Here is a 19,676-nt window from a genome sequence, read left to right as displayed (position 1 = left end):
TTAACAATTAACAATTCTTCTATTAGCAATTAGCAATTCCCTATGTTTGTTGACTTTTTTATTAAGCGACCTGTATTCACTAGTGTAATAGCCTTTATTGTTTTGCTAGTAGGGGCTATCAGCATTCCCACACTGCCAACAGCGCAATATCCCGAAATTAGTCCGGTACAAATTAACGTAACTGCTAACTACGTTGGTGCTAGTGCTGAAGTTGTAGAAAACACCGTTACAACTGTCTTAGAGCGCCAAATCAACGGTGTTGAAGGTATGAGGTACATGACCTCTAGTAGCAGTAATAATGGTACTAGTACGATTACAGTCACATTTGATCCATCGCGCAACAAAGATATTGCAGCGGTTGATGTGCAAAATCGCGTAACCCTGGCTGAACCTCAGTTGCCAGAACCAGTACAGCGAACAGGAGTAACAGTTAGCAAACAGTCCACTGATATTTTGTTAGCAATAGGATTATACAGCGACAACAACGAGTACACTAACGTATTTTTAAGTAACTACGCTGACCTTTACATAGTAGATGCACTGAGAAGAATCAACGGTGTGAGTGAGGCGCGGATTTTTGGTGAACGTCGCTACGCTATGCGTGTATGGCTCGATCCCAATCGCCTCGCAACTCGCAACTTGACGGCACAAGATGTGATTGATGCTCTCAATGAACAAAACATTCAGGTGGGTGCTGGGCAAATCGGGCAGCAGCCGACTTCTGAAGATCAGATGTATCAGATAGACTTACAAGCTATCAGTAGGCTTACGGAACCATCTGAGTTTGAAAACGTAGTTCTACAAACAGGTGGAGATGGAACGCTGATCAAGCTCAAAGATGTAGGACGTGTGGAACTGGGAGCAGAAAACTACAACTCCTTTCTCAGATTTAGAGGCAAAGATGGGGTGGGGATCGGGATATTTTCCACTCCAGGAAGTAATGCCCTAGACGTTGCCCGGATTGTCAAAGCGGAAATGGAACGAGTGAAACAACAGTTTCCGCCGGGAATGCAATACCAAGTAGCATTTGACACGACTTTATTTGTAGAAGAATCCCTCACGGAAGTGGTGCAAAGTCTTTTTGAATCAGTTGGTCTTGTCATTCTAGTAATTTTTATTTTCTTACAAGATTGGCGCACTACCATCATTCCTGCAGTTGTCATTCCTTTAACATTAATTGGTACATTTGCGATCATCAAAGCTTTCGGATTTTCAATCAACACCCTCACCTTGTTTGGTTTGACTCTAGCTACAGGGCTAACAGTTGATGATGCGATCGTTGTGGTTGAGGATATTTCTCGCTTAATTGAGGAAGAAGAGATGACGCCTGCTCAAGCAGCTTCTACGTCAATGCGTGAACTGTTTGGCGCAGTACTTGCTTCTTCCTTAGTGCTGATGGCAGTGTTTATCCCAGTAGCCTTTTTCCCCGGCGCAACAGGACAGATTTATCGCCAATTTGCCCTAACAATTGCTTTTGCAGTGGGCATTTCAACAACTCTAGCGATCATTTTGACTCCTACCCTTTCTGCCCTACTATTACGTCGCGGACAAAAAATGGGCGGTTGGATGGGTTGGATATTTAGGCAGTTTAATAACTTAATTAATTGGACACGCAGAAAATACGAGCAGTCACTAATTTTTTTGAATCGAATTAGATTCGTTGTGATGGTGGTGTTTGTCGCGTCTTTGGTGTTAACAGGTTGGATTTATGTCAGCGTACCAACAGCATTTCTGCCTGATGAAGACCAAGGCTACTTTATTACCATTATCCAAGGACCAGAAGGGGTATCACTTAACTACACTAGCAAAGTGATGCGTCAAGTAGAAAAAGAAATCCTCAAATTGCCCGAAGTTAGAGGTACTTTCGCCGTAGGTGGTTTTAGTTTTAGTGGTAGCACTGCAAACAATGGTGTAATTTTTACAACCCTCATCCCTTGGGCAGAACGCCGTAAGCCAGAGCAGGCAGTACAGGCAATTATTGGCAATTTGCAAGGTAAGCTATCGGCAATTACAGACGCAAGAGTTTTGCCAGTGAATCCACCATCAATTCGCGGTTTAGGAAGTTTTAGCGGTTTTCAATTTCAGTTACAAGATAGGAGAGGTAACAGTGGCTTGAATACTCTGCTACAAGCTATGGGACAATTACTCCAGCAGGGAAATCAAACACCAGGATTGCAAGCGGTATTCAGTACTTATGCTGCAAGTACACCTCAGTATTTGATTGAAGTAGACCGTAATAAAGCCAAAGCTTTGCAAGTTGATGTAGATGATATCTTCAATACTCTACAAAGTTATTTGGGTTCGCGCTACGTTAACGACTTTAATTACCTCCAGCGGACTTACCGAGTTTATGTCCAAGCAGACGCTCCGTTTCGCTCTAATCCTCAGGATATTGGTCGTTTATACGTTCGTTCTACCAGCAATCAAGCCAATGGTCAAGATAACGGTCAAATGGTTCCCCTCAGCAATTTAGTGAAAGTGACTCCTAGTACCGGGGCGCAAACAATTAACCACTACAATTTGTTCCGCTCGATTGAAATTAATGGCTCTGCTGCTCCTGGTTATAGTTCTGGACAAGCAGTTGCGGCGATGGAGCAATTGGCAAACCGGGTTTTACCAAATAGTTTAGGTTATGAATGGGCAGGGATCACGTTAGAAGAAAAACAATCTGGTGGGCAAGCACCGTTGATTTTTGGCATGGGATTGATCTTCGTTTTTCTCGTGCTGGCTGCCCAGTATGAAAACTTCGTTGATCCGTTGATTATTATGTTGTCAGTTCCCTTGGCTATTTTGGGAGCGCTGTCTTTTCAGTCGCTACGAGGTCTTTCTAATGATATATACTGCCAGGTGGGTTTGGTGATGTTAATTGGTTTGGCAAGTAAGAACGCTATTTTAATTGTGGAGTTTGCCAACCAATTACGCGAGCAGGGACGCTCTATTACTAAAGCTGCCATCGAAGCATCAGAACAACGCTTGCGACCAATTTTGATGACAACATTTTCCTTTATTTTGGGTATTTGGCCATTGCTATTTCCTGAAGGAGCCGGCGCCGCTAGCAGAAGATCTCTCGGCACAGCTATTGTTGGCGGTACACTTGTCTCTACTATTTTGAGTCTGTTTCTCGTGCCAATTCTCTATATTGTGATCGGAAAAATGCGCGCTCGCCTACTGCCTCGTCGTCAATCTTATCAGCTACAGCCTGCGGTTGAAGATGGTAAAGTTCCTTCAGAAACACATCGGTAAATTGAAGGAGACAGGAGAAAATTTGCTAATGATGTTAATAAGTACTATTACCAGGGTAATAAGGTTTGATTTGTGGCATATTCCAATGCTAGCAACAACCACAGAATCAGAAAATGCTCCTGTAATTCTTGCCGGAGTAATGATGAGTTTGGTAGTTATTTACCTTGCCAGCACTATCGGTGCAGAGATTTGCGCTCGAATTAACTTACCCCCTGTTCTTGGACAACTGTTGGGTGGTTTAGTAGTCGGAATCTCTGCCTTTCATTTGCTGGTATTTCCCGATGGTGGTGGTGATAGCAGCAACTCTTTAATGATGAATTTCTTACAAACCACTGCCGGATTGAGTACAGATGGAGCAGCTAGTGCTTTTCAAATAGAAAGTGAAGTTATCTCCACTTTGGCAGAAATTGGTGTAGTCATTCTGCTATTTGAAATTGGGTTGGAATCAAACTTAAAAGAACTGCTCGAAGTAGGTACTCAATCAGCAATAGTAGCAGTAGTGGGAGTAGCCGCACCGTTTATTGGGGGTACTTTAGGGTTAATATTGTTGTTTCATGTCGCCACTATTCCTGCTATTTTCGCTGGTGCAGCCCTAACGGCAACAAGTATTGGCATTACTGCAAAAGTGCTTGCAGAACTACAACACCTTAATAGCAAAGAAGGTCAAATTATTATTGGCGCAGCAGTGCTAGACGACATTTTAGGCATAATCGTCCTAGCAGTAGTAGCTGGTTTGGCAAAGACAGGAGAGGTAGAACTGACAAATATACTATATTTGATTGTCAGTGCAGTAGCTTTCCTGGTAGGGTCAATTCTGATCGGTCGCTGGTTCAATCCTTATTTTGTCAAAATAGTCACTGAACTCAAAACTCGCGGTCAGCTTTTGATCCCTGCCCTGATCTTTGCTTTTATTCTCTCATACATTGCCACAGTTATTAAATTAGAAGCAATTCTAGGAGCCTTTACCGCAGGCATAGTCTTAGCAGAAACTCACAAATGTCGAGAGCTAAAAAATCAAATAGTACCAATCGCAGATATACTAGTCCCGATTTTTTTTGTGGTTGTTAGTGCCAAAACTAATATCAGTGTTTTAAATCCAATGATACCTGAAAATCGGGAAGGACTAATTATGGCAAGCTTCCTAATTTTAGTAGCCATTCTGGGTAAAGTTATCACTGGATTTACAGTATTTGGTCAAGCAGATATTAATCGGCTGGCGATCGGTGTTGGTATGATACCTAGAGGAGAAGTGGGATTGGTATTTGCTGGTATCGGTTCAGCCAGCGGTATCCTCCCAAGTTCCTTAGATGCGGCAATCATAGTCATGGTAATTCTCACTACCTTTGTCGCACCACCTTTATTATCGTTGGTGTTTCGCGAGCCAGCAACAGTTTCTGTGCAAGCGAAAGAAAGTAGATAAGATTGCATATTTGCTCTTCCTCGTTCCCAGGCGTTCGCCTGGGAATGATGTCTTGGCGGCTCAGCCTCCATTTTTCGCAATCATAAAATATCCTTTGTGACAAGTAGCGTTCTTGCTTCTTTTTTCAAAAAATATGTGGTTTTTACTTAGGAGAAATGTGATATTTTATAGGCAATGACTTATAGAAATTGCCTGGTGCGCTACGGGTTATTTGTTTGCCATTGTAGGGCAACAGCCGTTAGGACGAACAACTGTTCGCCCCTACAGTTTGTAAAAATCTATATTCTTTGAGCTGGGAGGCTTGCAAATGTTACGGCGATCGCACACTGCATGGCTGGTTCCACTAGCCCTCACATTCGTTAGTATTTGCTCAAGTGCAGCACGAGCAACGGCACAGACAATCTATCCATTTCTGGGCAACTATACCACAGTAGTTAAAATTACCCCCATCAGTGGAAACGTTTCACAGGTAGTTGAGACAGGTTTTAGTCTTGACGCCCAATATGGCTTAAACCAGTATGATGGTTTGACATACTCGGTGGCTGACGCCAACGGAAATCTCACTATTAACAATGATCCGGAAGTATTTGGTTTAACAGGCTACCCATTAGGCTACATTACTTTTGGAAGTGGCACAAATAAGGTGTTTGGATTAGGTGATGCCAGTGCTTCAGTTGACTTAGCAAACCTCACGGCAAAAGGTGGTGGTGTAGTAAATATCACTGGTGGTGAAGGTATATTCGAGAACGCTACAGGCACACTATTATATTCTGAAGAGGACATAGTTACTCTTGGAGATATTATTACCTTAAATGGTAAAGCTGTTGTGAGTGGTTCTATCGAAGTTCCGCAGCAAGTTCCAGAACCAGGAAATACGGCAACGCTAGTAGGTATAGGCGCGATCGGCTCTGCTTTAATGCTACGCCGCTACCGCAACTTCAGCATCGTTAAATAGACATGATCTAGAGACGTTCCGGCGGAACGTCTCTACAAGGGTTGCTGCGGGTTGTCGGCGAATGATAATTGCTATATTTTTTATATTTACAAAAAATTTATTACCGATACATTTATATTTGTATATTAAGTATAATCCACAATGTATGATTAAATAATTAATAATTGATTAGAGATAAGAAGTAAATTATGCTTCGGTCATGCATCCCTTGGTTTATTCCCATAGCTGTGACTTTAGTCAGTTTCGCATCTGGTGTAAAAAAAGTAGCAGCGCAAACAGTTTTTCCCTTTGAGGCATTTTACGATACAGACGTAATCCTCAGACCTATAGAAAATACCGATGTTTCAATCGCAACCGTTTCAGGTTTTAACCCTGATGCACCCTACGGTCTGACTAATTTTACTAGTGCAAGCAACTATAGCCGTTTTGATCCGGCTATAAATGGGTTTAGATTTTTTGCAGATCCGGCAAGGGTTGGTTTGTCCGGATTTCCAACAGGAGTTGATACATTTTTTGGCAGTGGAGATGATCGAATATTTGGCAGTAGTAATGCGATCGCCATTATTGATCCCATCACCAACACATTGAATGGTACAGGTGTTATAAACATCACTGGCGGTGCAGGTAGATTCAGTGGCGCTACTGGTACTCTTAATTTTAACGAAAGCGAGTCTCTCGATCAAGACCCAAGTGGTCCATTGAGAGGGAGGGCTTTCATCAGTGGCTCTTTCGTAGTTCCGCAACAAGTTCCAGAATCAGGAAATACTGCAACGCTAGTAGGTATAGGCGCGATCACAACTGGTTTCCTACTACGCCGCCGCCTTAAATCTGCCATCTAAAATGTAGAGACGCGAGGAACATCGCGTCTCTACAAAATCGTGATTTTTGCATATTCAGATCTTGATTCAGCAACGCCCGAACTGCAACAGTATTTAATAATAAAGAATCAAAAAATCAAAAAGATATAGCAAGTTGATTACTGAGAATCGAAGTATAAATACTGGTGTAGGGCAATTAGTTCCAAATATCATACGAGGACACTAAAATGGGCGAAGATAATCTGATCTTTGGTGGCAATTCCACTCCCGGTAATTCATCCACATCTACAGGCAGCTACAATTACGAGTTCAATTTCACTCGTACCGAACGGGTAAGAACCCCTTTCGATCCTCTGCTTGATCTTCTTGATGTTAGCATTCCAGAATTACTTGGTGGTAGTGGGAGTAATCTTGCTAGCAACCCCTTTGGTGGCAACCCCTTTGAGTTCAATCCCACAGCTGGTGTTAACAATCCTGCTATTGGCAGTAACAACCCCTTTGGTGGTGGTAATTCCGGTGACTTCGGTGGAATTTAATTATGCGTGACAAATAAGATCCCCGACTTCTCACAGAAGTCGGGGATCTTGGGAGTTTGCATCTGTGTTCATCTGTGTTCATCTATGGTTTAATTTTTACTAAATTAAATAATAAACTTCATGCTACCACCAGGTGCAAATAGCCAGCAGCAACCACCAAAGAAACTTTATCTGGATAGTAATTTTCAGATTGCTTGTGCAGTAACTCTCGTGGCAGTTTTGGGAGTAGCTAGCGTGGCTCCGTCTTTCCCCAGCGTAGCTAAAGCTTTAAACGTCAACCCCAAAAATATTGGATTGTTGATTACAGTATTTACGTTTCCTGCTTTAATTTTAGGTCCTGTTATTGGTATCCTTGCTGATAGATTGGGTAGAAAGAAAATTATTGTTCCTTCACTATTTTTATTTGGCATCGCTGGAGGAGCTTGCGCGTTGGCGCGTGACTTTAATCTTCTACTTTTATTTCGTTTTATACAAGGAATTGGTGCGGCTTCTTTGCTTTCTTTGAGCATTACCGTAATTGGTGATTTGTATAAGGGAGACAGGCGAACTACGGCTATGGGTTACAATGCCAGTATCAGCAGTATCGGCACAGCTAGTTACCCGATAATTGGCGGCTTTTTGGCAACATTTGGCTGGTTTTACCCGTTCATGGTTCCTATAGTGGCAATTCCGCTTGCGTTGTTGGTGTTGTTTGGGCTAAAAAATCCCGAACCTCAAGGCGCGCGCCACCTCAAGGCGTATTTGCAAAATGCTCTCGTCGCTCTAAAAAATCGTCAGTTACTCGGAATTTTCATCGCCAGTGCGGCTAACTTTGCTCTTCTGTACGGAGCTTATGTAACTTATTTACCAAAGTTACTTCACGATACATTCAATGCACCACCCTCAACAATTGGGCTGTTCCAATCCAGTGTTTCTGTAGCAATTGTAATTACTGCTTCCCAGTTAGGAAAGTTAGCCAATAAATTTCGCCCCACAACATTAATTAGAGCATCATTTGTGTTGTATGCTCTAGCTCTATTGATTGTTCCCTTCATACCAAACATCTGGTTACTATTAATCCCAACTACTATTTTTGGCATGGGTTTAGGGCTTGGTTTCCCTAGTATTCAGACTCTTCTAGCAGAGTTAGCACCTAGAGAATATCTGGCGACAATTTTATCAGTCAATGGGACATTTTACGGCTTAGGGCAAACTTTAGGACCGCTACTGACGGGAATAGTCTTTGGTATTGGTGGAATTAGTAGCGTGTTTTTCACAAGTGTTGTTTTTGCAATGCTTACCCTTTTTGTCTTTAGGTATTGCACCTGCTTATAATCGTGCTGCTCGCGCTTTGCACAGCCTTTATATTATGCATTCTCCGGTGGTTACCTCGTGCATCAAAACTTACTTAGAGCAGATTTATCTCTTAAAATAGTAGCTATTAGATGGCTCTTAATCGCTGTGCCATCGTCAATTCTGGTAGCTTACTTATTTTCAGAATATTTGAGCAACCTTTCATTTCCAATTTCTTGTTCAACCTGTAAACTCGTTAAGGAGACTTGATAGTGATACCAGATTTTTACAAAGGTTGGGATGTTGTCATAGATAAAGAGCAGCTAGAAAGAGAAACTAAGCTTGCTGCTTCTGTGCAAAAGTTACTTGAGTGGCTGCGAGATTACATGTCTGTAGATACAGCCACCCTTCTGCTGCCTTCGGATCAGCGAAATTTGGCAGTGTATACTACTATCGGACTGGAAGAAGAAATTACACAAGAAGTCCGTATCCCAATTGGAAAAGGCTTTGCAGGTACTATTGCCGCAAGCAATGAACCAATAATCGTCAATGATGTCTCGCAAATAGAGGTTGTTAGCCCAATCCTACGCGATTCAGGTTTGCGATCGCTCATCGGCATCCCTTTGCCCGTCAAGCAAAGTAAGATTGGAGTATTGCACGTCGGCACTACAGCGCCCAAAAAGTTCACTCAATCAGATGTGCAGCAAATGCAACGAGTGGCAAATCTCATCGAGGGGATAATAGCGGATACAAGAGTTGTCAATAACCAGGTATCTGGCTCCGAGTTAGTAGAACTGAGTATACCTACCTCTTGTGTCAAAAAACAACGATTCGCTTCTAACTTCTCTTTAATCAAGACGCAACTTTGCTCTTATGTGGACATAATACAAAACTGGCGGGGATTTTTTCACCAGTCACAGCCACTTAGTACCAAGTTAACATAGAAGCAAACTAGATCCCCGACAACGCATTTATTTGTCGGGGATCTTCTAGGGGAATCAATCCCTCAGCTCGAAATAAATGCCATTCCAGGTGTTGGAACCAACAATTCCATCTAAGCGCAAATTATGGTTTGCTTGGAGTTTTTTCACAGCTAGCTCTGTACGTTCGCCAAAAATACCATCAACTGTTAGAGACAAGCCAATCTCCTTCAAGAGGTTTTGCAGGTATTTGACATCTTCGCCAGAATTACCGCGACGCAGAGTAGGTAAGGAATTGATGGGTTTGAGAGGAGTAGCAAATAGCATTGTCATATATTCCAAAAACGTTACTGCCACCGCCAAGATGTTCTGTATAAATTGGTAGGCGATTGGTGACAAAAATATCTACAAGCCAAGATAACCGTTTTCTTGATAAATTCCCGAAAAAATTATCGAAAGATCAAGTTTGAGGTAGATGAGACTAGTTAATTAACGGTTCTTGAGCAATTTTACCTAATCCAACAGACTCTAACAACTCTACCCAGTCGGCTGAAGCAGTTGAATCCTGTGGGTAAGAGTAGCGCATCTGTGCTAATTTGGTCAAAGTTTCGTGCCAGATACCAGATTCAGCATATAACGCTGGATGATCGCGTGGTTTTGTCTTATTCAACTGACTCATAAGAGTTGAACTTGGTTCAATTCTTTGAATCCATCCTCCCACAAATGCGTCTTCAGATCTGTCTTGAGAATTGCAAATTATGGAGAGAATCCAGCGATAATTATGACCAATTTTGAGTGGTGGCATGTCTTTAGCTCCGATACTAAAGCTAACAATACCGGAAGTAGCTCTGAGCTTCAATATCTTTTGATAAACTACCTTTTTACTGTCTGCTTCTCGTAACTTCAATTCTGCTAATTGTGTAGAAATTGGGGGAATATATACAAATAACGTCGGGTATTCTGATATGGTTAGTCCTAAGTTATTTGCAGGTAACAAAGCTTGGAGAGACTTTTGCTCTGAGCCACAATTATCGCCACGGGATGCCCCTCCTAGTCTATGATCAGGCGCGCCAACTTTAGGAGGCTTATATTTAATTTTTTTCCTAGTTTCTCTAGGTTTTACACTTCGGGTTTCATTCGCAACTTGACTGGGTATGAGTTGCGATCGCGCTGTTATTGATTCAGGAAAGGCTGTAATTAGGGCTATATCTAGTAATATAGCTAAGTATAGTATGGTAGGGTTTTTCATAATATTGAGATTTTGGATTTTTTATAAACCGCAGAGAACGCAGAGGAAAGAGAGAGTAACAAAGTTTTATAATTTAATTAGGATTGTTGGTTTGATTGGGGTTAGTTTGTGGAGAGGTGTTTGTTTTTTTATTTCTGATATCTTTTCCTTTTTGCTTTAAGTTTTGAAAGTATTCTGTTTGTGTAATTTCAGCTACTTGGTACTCTTTTTTGGAGTGGTTAATTTCGATATCTATTTTTAAAGCGCTTTTGACGCGAGTGTAGATTGTTTGTGTGTATCCGCGCTCTACAAAAATGATGCTCCCGACTGTGGCGGTGAATGCGAATACCGATGGAATTAGTGGTATCCAGGCTCCTTGTAAAAAGAAACCGAAGCAGATGATAAAGTTGCTCAAGAGTGCTGCTGCACTGGTTAGTGTAAAATTGAGAGGATGGCGCAGCAAAGTGAGGATTCCACCAAAGAGGGACCACGCTCCTATCCATATAGTTTCGCCCCAAGTTGACCAGTACCACAATAGGGGACGACGATCTAAGACAGCACTAAGGATTTTACTTACTTCTTGTGCGTGAATTTCAACTCCAGACAAATTCTTATCTTTTTGCAATCCTGCACTGTAAGGAGTGAAGAAAACGTCATTGATACTTTCTGCTGTGGTACCGATGAGGACAATACGGTTTTTGATCAAATCAGGATTAACTTTGCCTGTTAATACTTCTGTTAATGTTACTTGTTTGGCAACTTTTTGGGGAGAGCGATAGTTTAGTAATATTTGGTATCCGGCTGAATTAATATTTCGGTAGCCGCCAGAATTTTGTTTTAGGCGTTTAAATACAGTTGAACCAAGTTTTAGCTCACCGGATGGGGTATTTTCAGGTTCGATTTTTTCGAGTTCTAGGTAGGATAATGCTAACAGGAGACTGAATGAATAAATGTCGGCATTAGGGTTGGCGCACAGATGTGGATTTTGTTTTGCTGTGTGATGTGGAGGATTCATAAACAGCAGAGTGCGACGCAAAATTCCTCCATCGATGGGCAAGTCGATAAATCCTACTCTTTCTTCTGGGATACCGGGGGGAGGTGCAACTCCAAGATTACCAGAAGAATCATTGACTTTGCATCCGGTGATGATGCGATCGCTCTGCTGTAATCGTTTCACTAACTCAGTATTACCCGGTGCTACAGGAAGATCTCGATAGATATCCAAACCGATCGCACGCGGTTGATGTTGCTCTAGTTTAGCTAATAATTGTTCTATGGTTCGGTCAGATAATGGCCATTTCCTTTGCGCTTGAATGTCTTGTTCAGTGACAGCAACTATGAGTAAGCGGCGATCGCTACCTTCGTCAGGGCGCAATCTGATTAATTGATCGAAAGCCCAGAGTTCCTGTACTTGTAACCAACCAAGTTGTCTGACGCCCATTAACAAAGCTGTAACAATCAAACTCGTAAAAATTACTCTCATACCAGGAACTGATATCGCTGTGTACAGCCTATGTAAATGTGGCAACACAGAATTAATTTTCCTCGACAGCTTAGTACGGCTTTTCATAAATTGATAACTTCAAGCGCGTTTCAGGTACGATGCACGGCTAACATGGTGATATCATCAAACTGGTCTGCATTGGCAATGTGAGCATTTACACTGGCTTCGATACAATCTAGTACAGCAGTAGCTGAGTCAGCAGGTTGCTGCAATAAAGACAGTAATTTCTCTTCAGTAAAAAATTGACCTTGTGGGTTGCGAGCATCAGTGACACCATCAGAGTAAGCGACTAAAATATCACCAGGTTCTAACTGAACTTGCCGAATACCAAACTCTCGATTGGGCATGATGCCAACAGCCGGACCAGTAGGTTTAAGTCTAGCCTTAATACCATTTAAACTTAAAATAGCAGGAGGTTCGTGTCCACCATTGACGTAGTGCAACAAACCTGTGGCTGGATTCAACACACCAAAAAAAAGTGTGGCGAACATATTTATCCGACTATGATTATTAGCAATGTAATTATTTGTGAGGCTAACAGCATTTTTGAGAGCAGTAGTGCCAATTCTGGGAGGTTCTACCCGCTGCCCTCTCAACTTGTTGCTCCCATCAGTAAGAGTATCCAACCAGCTAAGATGATAATGTTGTTGGGCAAAAGCCCTAATCAAGCTGCGAAAAAGAGACATAAACAGTGCAGCACCCACCCCTTTATCACAAACATCTGCTATCACAATCCCAATCCGATGGTGGGCAAGGGGAAAAACATCGTAGAAGTCTCCTGCTACTAAGCGTGCTGGATGAAAACGGGCGGCTATTTCCCACCCATCCATCTGCGGCAAAGTTTCTGGTAAAAAATCGGTTTGAATCATCCGAGCGATTTGCAAGTCTCGCTCGTAGACAAGTAAAAGCTCTTGTTCATTGCTCATAACGGAGTTGGTACGCGATACATAATCAAGATATTGCGATTTTTGTTGTCCATACGTTCATAGAGAAACTTATCAACTTCATGTAATGCCAGGTATATGCCAAGCCCACCCATTGAGCGTTCCTCTAAAGGCAGTTTTAACTCCGAAGCATTTGGGAGTTGCGCTTGTAATGGGTTGTAAGCTATACCTGTATCCTCAATAGAAATTGTCAAAGCTTGCTCGTTGATATCTGCCGCCAAGTTCAACACCCCTACCCCCTGACTATAGGCGTAGTTAATAATGTTGGTAGCGATTTCGTCTACTGCTAAGCGGCAGCGATATGCAGCTTTTTGATCTAAACCAGCTGCTGTAGTAGCACACGTCACATATTCAGTGATGAGTGAGAGAGAGTCCAAAGTTGCAGGCACTGTTAGAGGTTGCATATATTTCATTACATCAGAATATGCAACATGCTTAAACTTCTAAGACAAAGTTATCCTCATTAAGTATGATAACACTTTGGTCAAATCCAGTTTTCTCCAAGGTACTCAACACCGTAGTTTGAGCGCCAACGACGTAGATATCAACATTTGCACCCATCTTTTGCTTAGCAAAGACAAGAACCCTCAAACCAGCACTTGACATATATTCCAAATCATGCATCAGCAGAACAAGGCGTTTCACCTTCTTTGATGCTGCTTTGTCTACCTCTGCCTTGAAAATTGGCGCAGTCATTGCATCCAGTTCACCAGATAATTTCAAAGTGGCGATCGCACTATTTATTTCCAGACTTGCATTAAAAACCATAATTTTTTCTCCTTTGTTTATTCGTTATTTGTCATCTCTCGTAGAGACGCCCCGGCGGGGCGTCTCTACATGCCAACCAGAATCACCACAGAGCGCGCGCCCAGCAACAATCCACACTGATTTTCCAGCAAAGGTTCTGTACCTAGTATCCAACAATCATATGGTGGGGTAGCACCAGTATTAACAAACACATACCACTGCATCCCCAGAGCAAGTCTTGGTATTTCAAACCAGAGACTCTCCCAATGCATATTCATCGCCACATAGATATAATTATCACTCCCGGTTCGCCCATTTTTTTAAGAGTTAGAGAAAAGGGGGAAAAGGGTAAAGGCAGAAATCACATATCAGTACAAAAAGTGTGATAGAACACTTTATAACCACTTAAAACCAGACTAACGTGGACACCAAGCGAGTAAGTGCCATTTTACAAACATAAAGATGAAAATTAGGTTTGTTTCTTGTTTTTAGTTGGAAGTAACCTACAGGTTTAGTCGTTGTTAAAAACGGAGATTTTAGTGTTTCAATCTTTGACACTTGTGCAGGGAAAATCTTATCCTACTCAGGAGTAAAAGATTGACCATCAAGTTGAGTATATATAGTAATTGGAAATCCAAGTAAAACAAGAATACGCCGCTGTAAAGGAGAAAGATTAGTTAAATGGGCATAGACTTGATTTTTCACCTCAACTAATATTAGTGTAATATCTTTAAAAGCAGCAAGGATAAGTTCAGCAGTTGGGCGTGTAGTCTCTCTTTTGGGATTACCTGTATAAAGTCCGGCAAGTTTTTCTTGATTTTGTTTAAGAGTAGAACGTACCTGAAACTCTAATAAAGTTAACACACGTAAACCAATAGAAAGTAATCGAATCAAACCAGTTATATGGTCTTCCCGCTGCAAATAAATTGGTGTTAATGACAACGGAAAACCTTTAATTCTGGCAAATCCGCGCTCTGTTAAATACTCGTCTCTATAACAACGAACTGCTTGTTTAAGAGGTAGTAGATAAGAAGTTTGATTAGTTACGTAAACACGCCAACCCAACAATCTAATAATTTGCGCAACCGATGATTCTAATATCTCAAAATCTAGATTTATTGAGATTAACTCTACGGTTTGAGGTGGTCTATCTAGATAGCGTCTAGTCGTTTTTTCTTGTTTGGTAACTTCCAGATTAATTTTAAATAATCCATTGGTACGATAACGTTTTAAAATCGCTGCTATAGCTGTTTGCCAATCATCAACTGACGTTAATTTTTTCTGGCCGCGTCGCGGCTGCTTCAATAGTTCCAGAGCTTTTGATGTTTTTTGTAAACGTTCACGCAACGACTTTTCTTCTGTTTCTGCAATGGCAAAGGAACGTACTACTAATTGTCGCTCATTCCAAGTAAATTCTTGCTCATCTACTTTAATTGTCTGAACTACTTTCCGCTCAAAGCCTTCGGCAATCTGTTTATTTTTACCATCGGCATAATCATAATCTATTGTTGTTAATTGTTGCTCTCCATTCCAAACTGGTTCAAGATATTGTGCTATCTCCTCTTTTGTTATTTGTTTAGCACTTAACGGACAAAGATAAAAATCTTTCCCTAAAGCAATGTGACTACGGGTTGCTATTGATGCCATTTTGCAGTCACCAACATATAACAGTCCTGATTTTTGAAGTGTTAACCTTACTTGATTAATTGCTGGAATATATAATGGGTCGTCTGCTTTATTTCCTGATAATATTTCTGTAGCTATTGGCAGACCCAATGGGTCTAACGTTGATAGCATAATTTTGACTTGTGCCAAGTCTGGTCGATGGTCTTTACTATGCCCGAATTGAAATAAACCCTCTGAATTTACTCCACAGTGACTACTAGCTGTTGTACTATCTAATCGGATATTTTCTGGATTTAAATCGTAGACTTGTATCATGTTTCCAGAAAGTTCTGCCTCAAATAGTTTCCAATCATCATCTCTATTAAGATAACGTAATAGCGATTGCAAACGGTCGTCTGTAAGGTCTAATTCTTCTAACTTTTCCCCAACAAACATTTTTAATGTTTCTAACCTTTTCGCTACCCATCCTTGGACATGGTTTAAACGATGATCGGCTTGTGAAAGTATGTGCGTTAACCAAATTATTGCTATACTCCCGCTTGCTTTCACCTTGCCAATTTCCATGTGCGCTTATGTGCTTATCAATTAATTGCTTTACACCCATACGCTCTAATTGGGTTAGCAGTACGGGTATATCATCAACTCGTTCGTTTGTAATTATAGGTTCTGTATGCATAAACCCGAACATACACCTACTCTGTACTTTTGAGAATATGTCGCTAGGTATACTTTCTAGTGCTCATTTTCTCTAACTCTTAAAAAAATGGGCGAACCGGGAGTTATCAGTAACCGTACCCTCTTTAGCATGTTTGCCACAAAGCATAAAAGCGAGACTGCGACTGGAATCAGACCAATCTGCATTCCATGCTTGAGTGCCGTGCCAAGTAATATCTGCATAACCACTACCTACGTAATCTACATTCCGGAAGTGGTTTTTATTTCTCAATATAGGATGGGCATTGCGAAAGGCGATGCAGTTTTGAAAAAACCTCAATAAGTCGGCATTAGATTTCAACAGATTCCAATCTAGCCAATTAATTTTGTGATCGTGGCAGTAAGTATTATTATTACCGTTTTGAGTGCGCCCAACCTCATCACCCATCAGGATCATTGGCACTCCTTGGCTAACCATTAATATAGATAAAGCATTTTTAATCTGTCGGTGTCGCAAGGCATTAATTTCTGAGTTATCAGTTAATCCTTCCCAACCACAGTTCCAACTGTAATTATCATTAGCACCATCATGATTATTCTCGCCATTGGCTTCGTTGTGTTTCCAGTTATAGGAAACTAAATCAAACAGTGTAAAACCATCATGACAGGTAATGAAATTAATCGAAGCTGTCGCACCCCGATTTGCCGAAGCATAGAGATCCGGCGAACCTTGAAGTCGCTGTGCCATATCTCCAACTTGCCCTGGCTCACCGATCAGGAATTTGCGAATAGTATCACGGTACTTACCGTTCCACTCTGCCCATCGCCCAAATGCCGGGAAAGAACCAACTTGATAAAGACCACCTGCATCCCAAGCTTCTGCTATTAGTTTACACTTAGCGAGAATCAGGTCGAAGGCAAGGCTTTCTAACAAAGGTGGGTTTGACATCGGCGCTCCCCAAGGATCGCGCCCCAAAATTGCTGCTAAATCAAAGCGAAAGCCGTCGATATGGTACTCTGCTCGTGGATGGCGGCAAAGGTTCCTGGATGCTTTACCCCAGATGAAGGATCGCGGGTAAAACTGCGGACGTGCATCTCGTAGATGATTAAGTCTTCAGATGGGATTTCTAAGGGGCGATCGCCTTCCCAATCAAAATCATCAAAAGCCAGACGAGCGCGATGCTGATACACATTGTACCAGTCCGGAGGCTCTCCCCAAATATCCCGCCCACCGATAATTTTGGCATAGGGGTCTAAGAGAACTTTCGTCTGGTCAAACCAATGACCTTCTTTTGGATTAAAAGGTCCATCCATACGGTAGCCGTATTCTAGGTTCTCATAGTCCAAGTCAAATACAACCATGCAGAAGACATTACCAATGCGGAACTCTTGAGGAAAAGGAATTTCCACCATTGGCTCAAGAGCGTGCTTTTTAAACAGCACCAAAGTACAAGACTTAGCATGACGCGAGTAAATGGAAAAATTAATGCCTCCTGGAATTAAAGTAGTTCCGAACGGAAACGGACGCCCTGGACGTAGTTTAAAGTTCTTGTAAGTATGGGTGGGATGAATGTCAATTCTTTCCATTTCTTTTTACTTGAGCGAAGGGACTTGGACATTGAGGGCGGCGAAGGCTAAATCAATGGTGTCGCAAGTATTAAAGAACTCGAGAAATCCAGTAATAGACATGGTGTCTTGAATTTCTTCCGAAAGCCCTACTAAAACAATCTTTCCTTCCTGGGCAGATATTTGCCGGTATAGCGACAGCAGCATTCTTAAGCCAGCGCTTGACATGTAAGGCACTTTGGTCATTTCTAAGATCATCTTGATTCCTGCTTGGGCAAGTGGTAAGATTCGCTCCTGAATTAGGGGAGCTGTATTTGTATCTACTTCACCGATTATTTCTACTAGTGTTACTTGTTCTTCGTTCATATTAGTTGGCTCTTGTTCTGATGTTTTTAGCATTGTTACTTGCTGTATGTTGATGTTCATGGGGTAATTTGCACTTTGATTTTTAATCGTTCTTGGGTGTTGGGGAGGTTGACGGTTAAGGCTTGTGCGTCAAAATCTGTATACTCTTGCTCATCAACCCATACTTGACTAATTTGGATGCTACCAGGTGGTAGGATATCTGGTTGCACTCGTAAGATGTTGTCTTTGAATGCGCCTGGTAAAGGTTTGAAGTAAAAATTCATGGGCTGCTTAGCAATTAGCAGGTTGGTGTAAACTGCTGACAGGTAGGACAATTCAGTTGAGTGATAACCGCTCATCGAGTGGCTGCCTTTGAAGCGCTCGTTACCCAACAGGTAGGGCAAACCGTTGGCTAAGACGTTGAAGTAGATGCCGCCATCGTCATGATCGAGGAAGAAGGCATTGTAAAATGCTGCAGCTTCACGGGCATGACGCAAGTCTTCCGGATCTTTGAGGATGCCGTGTAAGATCAGGTAGGCTAGAATTGCTTGCTCTTGCTGCCACCAAGCTTTGCGATCATGCCAGACAAAGCGGTATTGCTCTTCACCTTCGCCCAGTATTCGCTCAACCACATCATACCAACCACCACGTTGGCGATCGCTACCCGCATCAGGCATCAGTGCAGCAATTTTTCGTGCCAAAGCTACATACTCCTCTTTAGGTTTGAGGCTATTCATCCGCATCAAATTCCAGGCAATTTTGAGATTATGTCCTACAACAGCCCGGTTTTGCTGCCATCCCCAGGTGGTATCGTGGCTCCAATCTTCATAAAACCGCTCCTGAACAAACGGGCTATGCTCGTAGTCGGGAAAATACTTAGTGATTGTGTCAAAACTGTACTCCAACATATCAGCATACTTCTGTTCGCCAGTTGCCAGCCACAGATTAATCAGGTAGGCTGGAGCATGGTCGCCGATTGAGTTCCAATTCTTACGCGCTCTGTTCGGGCCCAAAGATTCAGCATAAGGACTGAGTGTCAACGGGTCAATATGAGAAAAATAACCAACACCGTTTTGATCCCAGAAAAAGCGGTTTAACAAATCGACAGTCATTTCCGCATCCTTTAAGATCCTTGCATCGCCAGTCACGCGATAAGTTTGAATCGGACCTGCTAACGCATAAATTTGTTCATAAGCTGGAATAGCATCGTAATCATCACCAAACTCAGAAGTCAACAGTTTATGCTCACGATTGCCTGTCACCTGAATACCGTGATACCAGTAAATCAAGTCCTCATCAGGATCGTAAAACCGCATGTGTTGACGCAAATACTCAGTACCTTTCTCCGCCGCCTCCAAAAAGCGATCTTCACCAGTCATCAAAAAAGCAGAAGCAAAACCATAAACCAACCGAGAGACAGTATCAGTCTCCTGCAAAAAATCATCTTTCTTTTTCGTGCCAGCTAAATTAAGATAAGTGCGGTATTCCCGATAATCAATCGGCTGTTGCGGATAACCAAACTGCCATTGCAAATACGAATCAGCAATCAATACCTTCGCCAAAAAAAGAGTATGAAGAGAGAGGGCGCTTTGTAGTATAGTTGTTATCTTCCCAAACAACAACTTAAAAGCTACAATTCGCCCATGTTAGACATCTTATCACTGTTACAATGCTTGCTACCGCAGATCAACGCTACGACGATGCGTCGAATGAACCAGATAATCCTGGCAATGTTAGCTTCGGAGCGGTCGAGTCACCGTGTTGGGAATGTCTCGTTGGGCAGGGATTGGTGGTAGTTATCGAACAATGTTGAGATTCTTTCAATACCTTCGCCAAAAAAAGAGTATGAAGAGAGAGGGCGCTTTGTAGTATAGTTGTTATCTTCCCAAACAACAACT

At 42.0% G+C, this 19,676-nt stretch carries 18 protein-coding genes and 2 pseudogenes; 8 read left to right on the top strand and 12 right to left on the bottom strand.

Annotation, left to right across the window (positions count from 1 at the left end; genetic code table 11):
* Positions 1–42 precede the first annotated feature (42 nt).
* The 7 genes from ICL16_RS19570 to ICL16_RS19540 all read left to right on the top strand — a co-directional run bounded on the left by ICL16_RS19570 (position 43) and on the right by ICL16_RS19540 (position 9,188).
* Positions 43–3,243 (top strand): efflux RND transporter permease subunit, encoded by a 3,201-nt coding sequence (locus tag ICL16_RS19570; protein WP_190830933.1) that lies wholly within the window; start codon positions 43–45, stop codon positions 3,241–3,243.
* Between the two features lie 31 nt (positions 3,244–3,274).
* The gene (locus ICL16_RS19565; protein WP_190831107.1) at positions 3,275–4,663 is read left to right on the top strand and encodes a cation:proton antiporter; all 1,389 of its coding nucleotides are present in this window, start codon (positions 3,275–3,277) and stop codon (positions 4,661–4,663) included.
* Positions 4,664–4,970: 307 nt separating this feature from the next.
* A complete protein-coding gene (locus ICL16_RS19560) occupies positions 4,971–5,618 on the top strand; it encodes a hypothetical protein (protein ID WP_190830931.1) in 648 nt (215 codons plus the stop codon).
* Positions 5,619–5,806: 188 nt separating this feature from the next.
* Positions 5,807–6,457, top strand: a complete 651-nt coding sequence (locus tag ICL16_RS19555) for a hypothetical protein (RefSeq protein WP_202895623.1) — start codon at positions 5,807–5,809, stop codon at positions 6,455–6,457.
* Positions 6,458–6,663: 206 nt separating this feature from the next.
* The gene (locus ICL16_RS19550; RefSeq protein WP_190830929.1) at positions 6,664–6,972 is read left to right on the top strand and encodes a hypothetical protein; all 309 of its coding nucleotides are present in this window, start codon (positions 6,664–6,666) and stop codon (positions 6,970–6,972) included.
* A 120-nt stretch (positions 6,973–7,092) separates the two neighbouring features.
* Positions 7,093–8,286 carry an MFS transporter gene (locus tag ICL16_RS19545; RefSeq protein ID WP_190830927.1) on the top strand — a complete coding sequence of 398 codons (1,194 nt, stop codon included), beginning with the start codon at positions 7,093–7,095 and terminating at the stop codon, positions 8,284–8,286.
* 230 nt (positions 8,287–8,516) lie between these two features.
* Positions 8,517–9,188 carry a GAF domain-containing protein gene (locus tag ICL16_RS19540; RefSeq protein ID WP_337907086.1) on the top strand — a complete coding sequence of 224 codons (672 nt, stop codon included), beginning with the start codon at positions 8,517–8,519 and terminating at the stop codon, positions 9,186–9,188.
* Positions 9,189–9,242: 54 nt separating this feature from the next.
* Here the strand turns inward: ICL16_RS19540 and ICL16_RS19535 are convergent, their stop codons facing one another.
* The 12 genes and pseudogenes from ICL16_RS19535 to ICL16_RS19485 all read right to left on the bottom strand — a co-directional run bounded on the left by ICL16_RS19535 (position 9,243) and on the right by ICL16_RS19485 (position 19,328).
* Entirely contained in the window at positions 9,243–9,563 is a 321-nt protein-coding gene (locus ICL16_RS19535; protein WP_190830923.1) for a peptidoglycan-binding domain-containing protein, read from the bottom strand.
* 82 nt (positions 9,564–9,645) lie between these two features.
* Positions 9,646–10,413, bottom strand: a complete 768-nt coding sequence (locus tag ICL16_RS19530) for a DUF928 domain-containing protein (protein WP_190830921.1) — start codon at positions 10,411–10,413, stop codon at positions 9,646–9,648.
* 73 nt (positions 10,414–10,486) lie between these two features.
* Entirely contained in the window at positions 10,487–11,875 is a 1,389-nt protein-coding gene (locus ICL16_RS19525; protein ID WP_190830919.1) for a CHASE2 domain-containing protein, read from the bottom strand.
* A gap of 110 nt (positions 11,876–11,985) precedes the next feature.
* Complete coding sequence (locus ICL16_RS19520) at positions 11,986–12,822, bottom strand: PP2C family protein-serine/threonine phosphatase (RefSeq protein WP_190830917.1); 837 nt, start codon at positions 12,820–12,822, stop codon at positions 11,986–11,988.
* The gene (locus ICL16_RS19515) at positions 12,819–13,244 is read right to left on the bottom strand and encodes an ATP-binding protein (protein ID WP_190830915.1); all 426 of its coding nucleotides are present in this window, start codon (positions 13,242–13,244) and stop codon (positions 12,819–12,821) included. The genes ICL16_RS19520 and ICL16_RS19515 overlap by 4 nt, the downstream gene beginning before the upstream one ends.
* A 31-nt stretch (positions 13,245–13,275) precedes the next feature.
* Positions 13,276–13,608: an anti-sigma factor antagonist gene (locus tag ICL16_RS19510; RefSeq protein ID WP_190830913.1), complete on the bottom strand. Its 333-nt coding sequence runs from the start codon at positions 13,606–13,608 to the stop codon at positions 13,276–13,278.
* 65 nt (positions 13,609–13,673) lie between these two features.
* Positions 13,674–13,865, bottom strand: coding sequence for a hypothetical protein (locus tag ICL16_RS19505; RefSeq protein WP_190830911.1), 192 nt, complete (start codon positions 13,863–13,865; stop codon positions 13,674–13,676).
* A gap of 301 nt (positions 13,866–14,166) precedes the next feature.
* A pseudogene (locus tag ICL16_RS19500) lies at positions 14,167–15,889 on the bottom strand (IS1634 family transposase).
* A 72-nt stretch (positions 15,890–15,961) separates the two neighbouring features.
* Positions 15,962–16,816 carry an alpha-amylase family protein gene (locus ICL16_RS45765; RefSeq protein ID WP_238360853.1) on the bottom strand — a complete coding sequence of 285 codons (855 nt, stop codon included), beginning with the start codon at positions 16,814–16,816 and terminating at the stop codon, positions 15,962–15,964.
* 35 nt (positions 16,817–16,851) lie between these two features.
* Entirely contained in the window at positions 16,852–17,454 is a 603-nt protein-coding gene (locus ICL16_RS45760) for a hypothetical protein (RefSeq protein WP_238360852.1), read from the bottom strand.
* 6 nt (positions 17,455–17,460) lie between these two features.
* Positions 17,461–17,859 carry an anti-sigma factor antagonist gene (locus ICL16_RS19490; protein WP_238360851.1) on the bottom strand — a complete coding sequence of 133 codons (399 nt, stop codon included), beginning with the start codon at positions 17,857–17,859 and terminating at the stop codon, positions 17,461–17,463.
* On the bottom strand, positions 17,856–19,328 hold the full coding sequence (locus ICL16_RS19485) for an AGE family epimerase/isomerase (protein WP_238360850.1): 1,473 nt from the start codon (positions 19,326–19,328) through the stop codon (positions 17,856–17,858). Before ICL16_RS19485 ends, ICL16_RS19490 begins: the two co-directional genes overlap by 4 nt.
* A 93-nt stretch (positions 19,329–19,421) precedes the next feature.
* Between ICL16_RS19485 and ICL16_RS19480 the strand changes: the two are divergent.
* Positions 19,422–19,602, top strand: a pseudogene (locus ICL16_RS19480) (transposase); the annotation flags it as partial.
* Positions 19,603–19,676: the final 74 nt, after the last annotated feature.

Origin of the sequence: Iningainema tapete BLCC-T55, assembly GCF_014698965.1 — a bacterium.
Lineage (GTDB): Bacteria > Cyanobacteriota > Cyanobacteriia > Cyanobacteriales > Nostocaceae > Iningainema > Iningainema tapete.
This window is presented reverse-complemented; position numbering and strand designations above follow the sequence as displayed.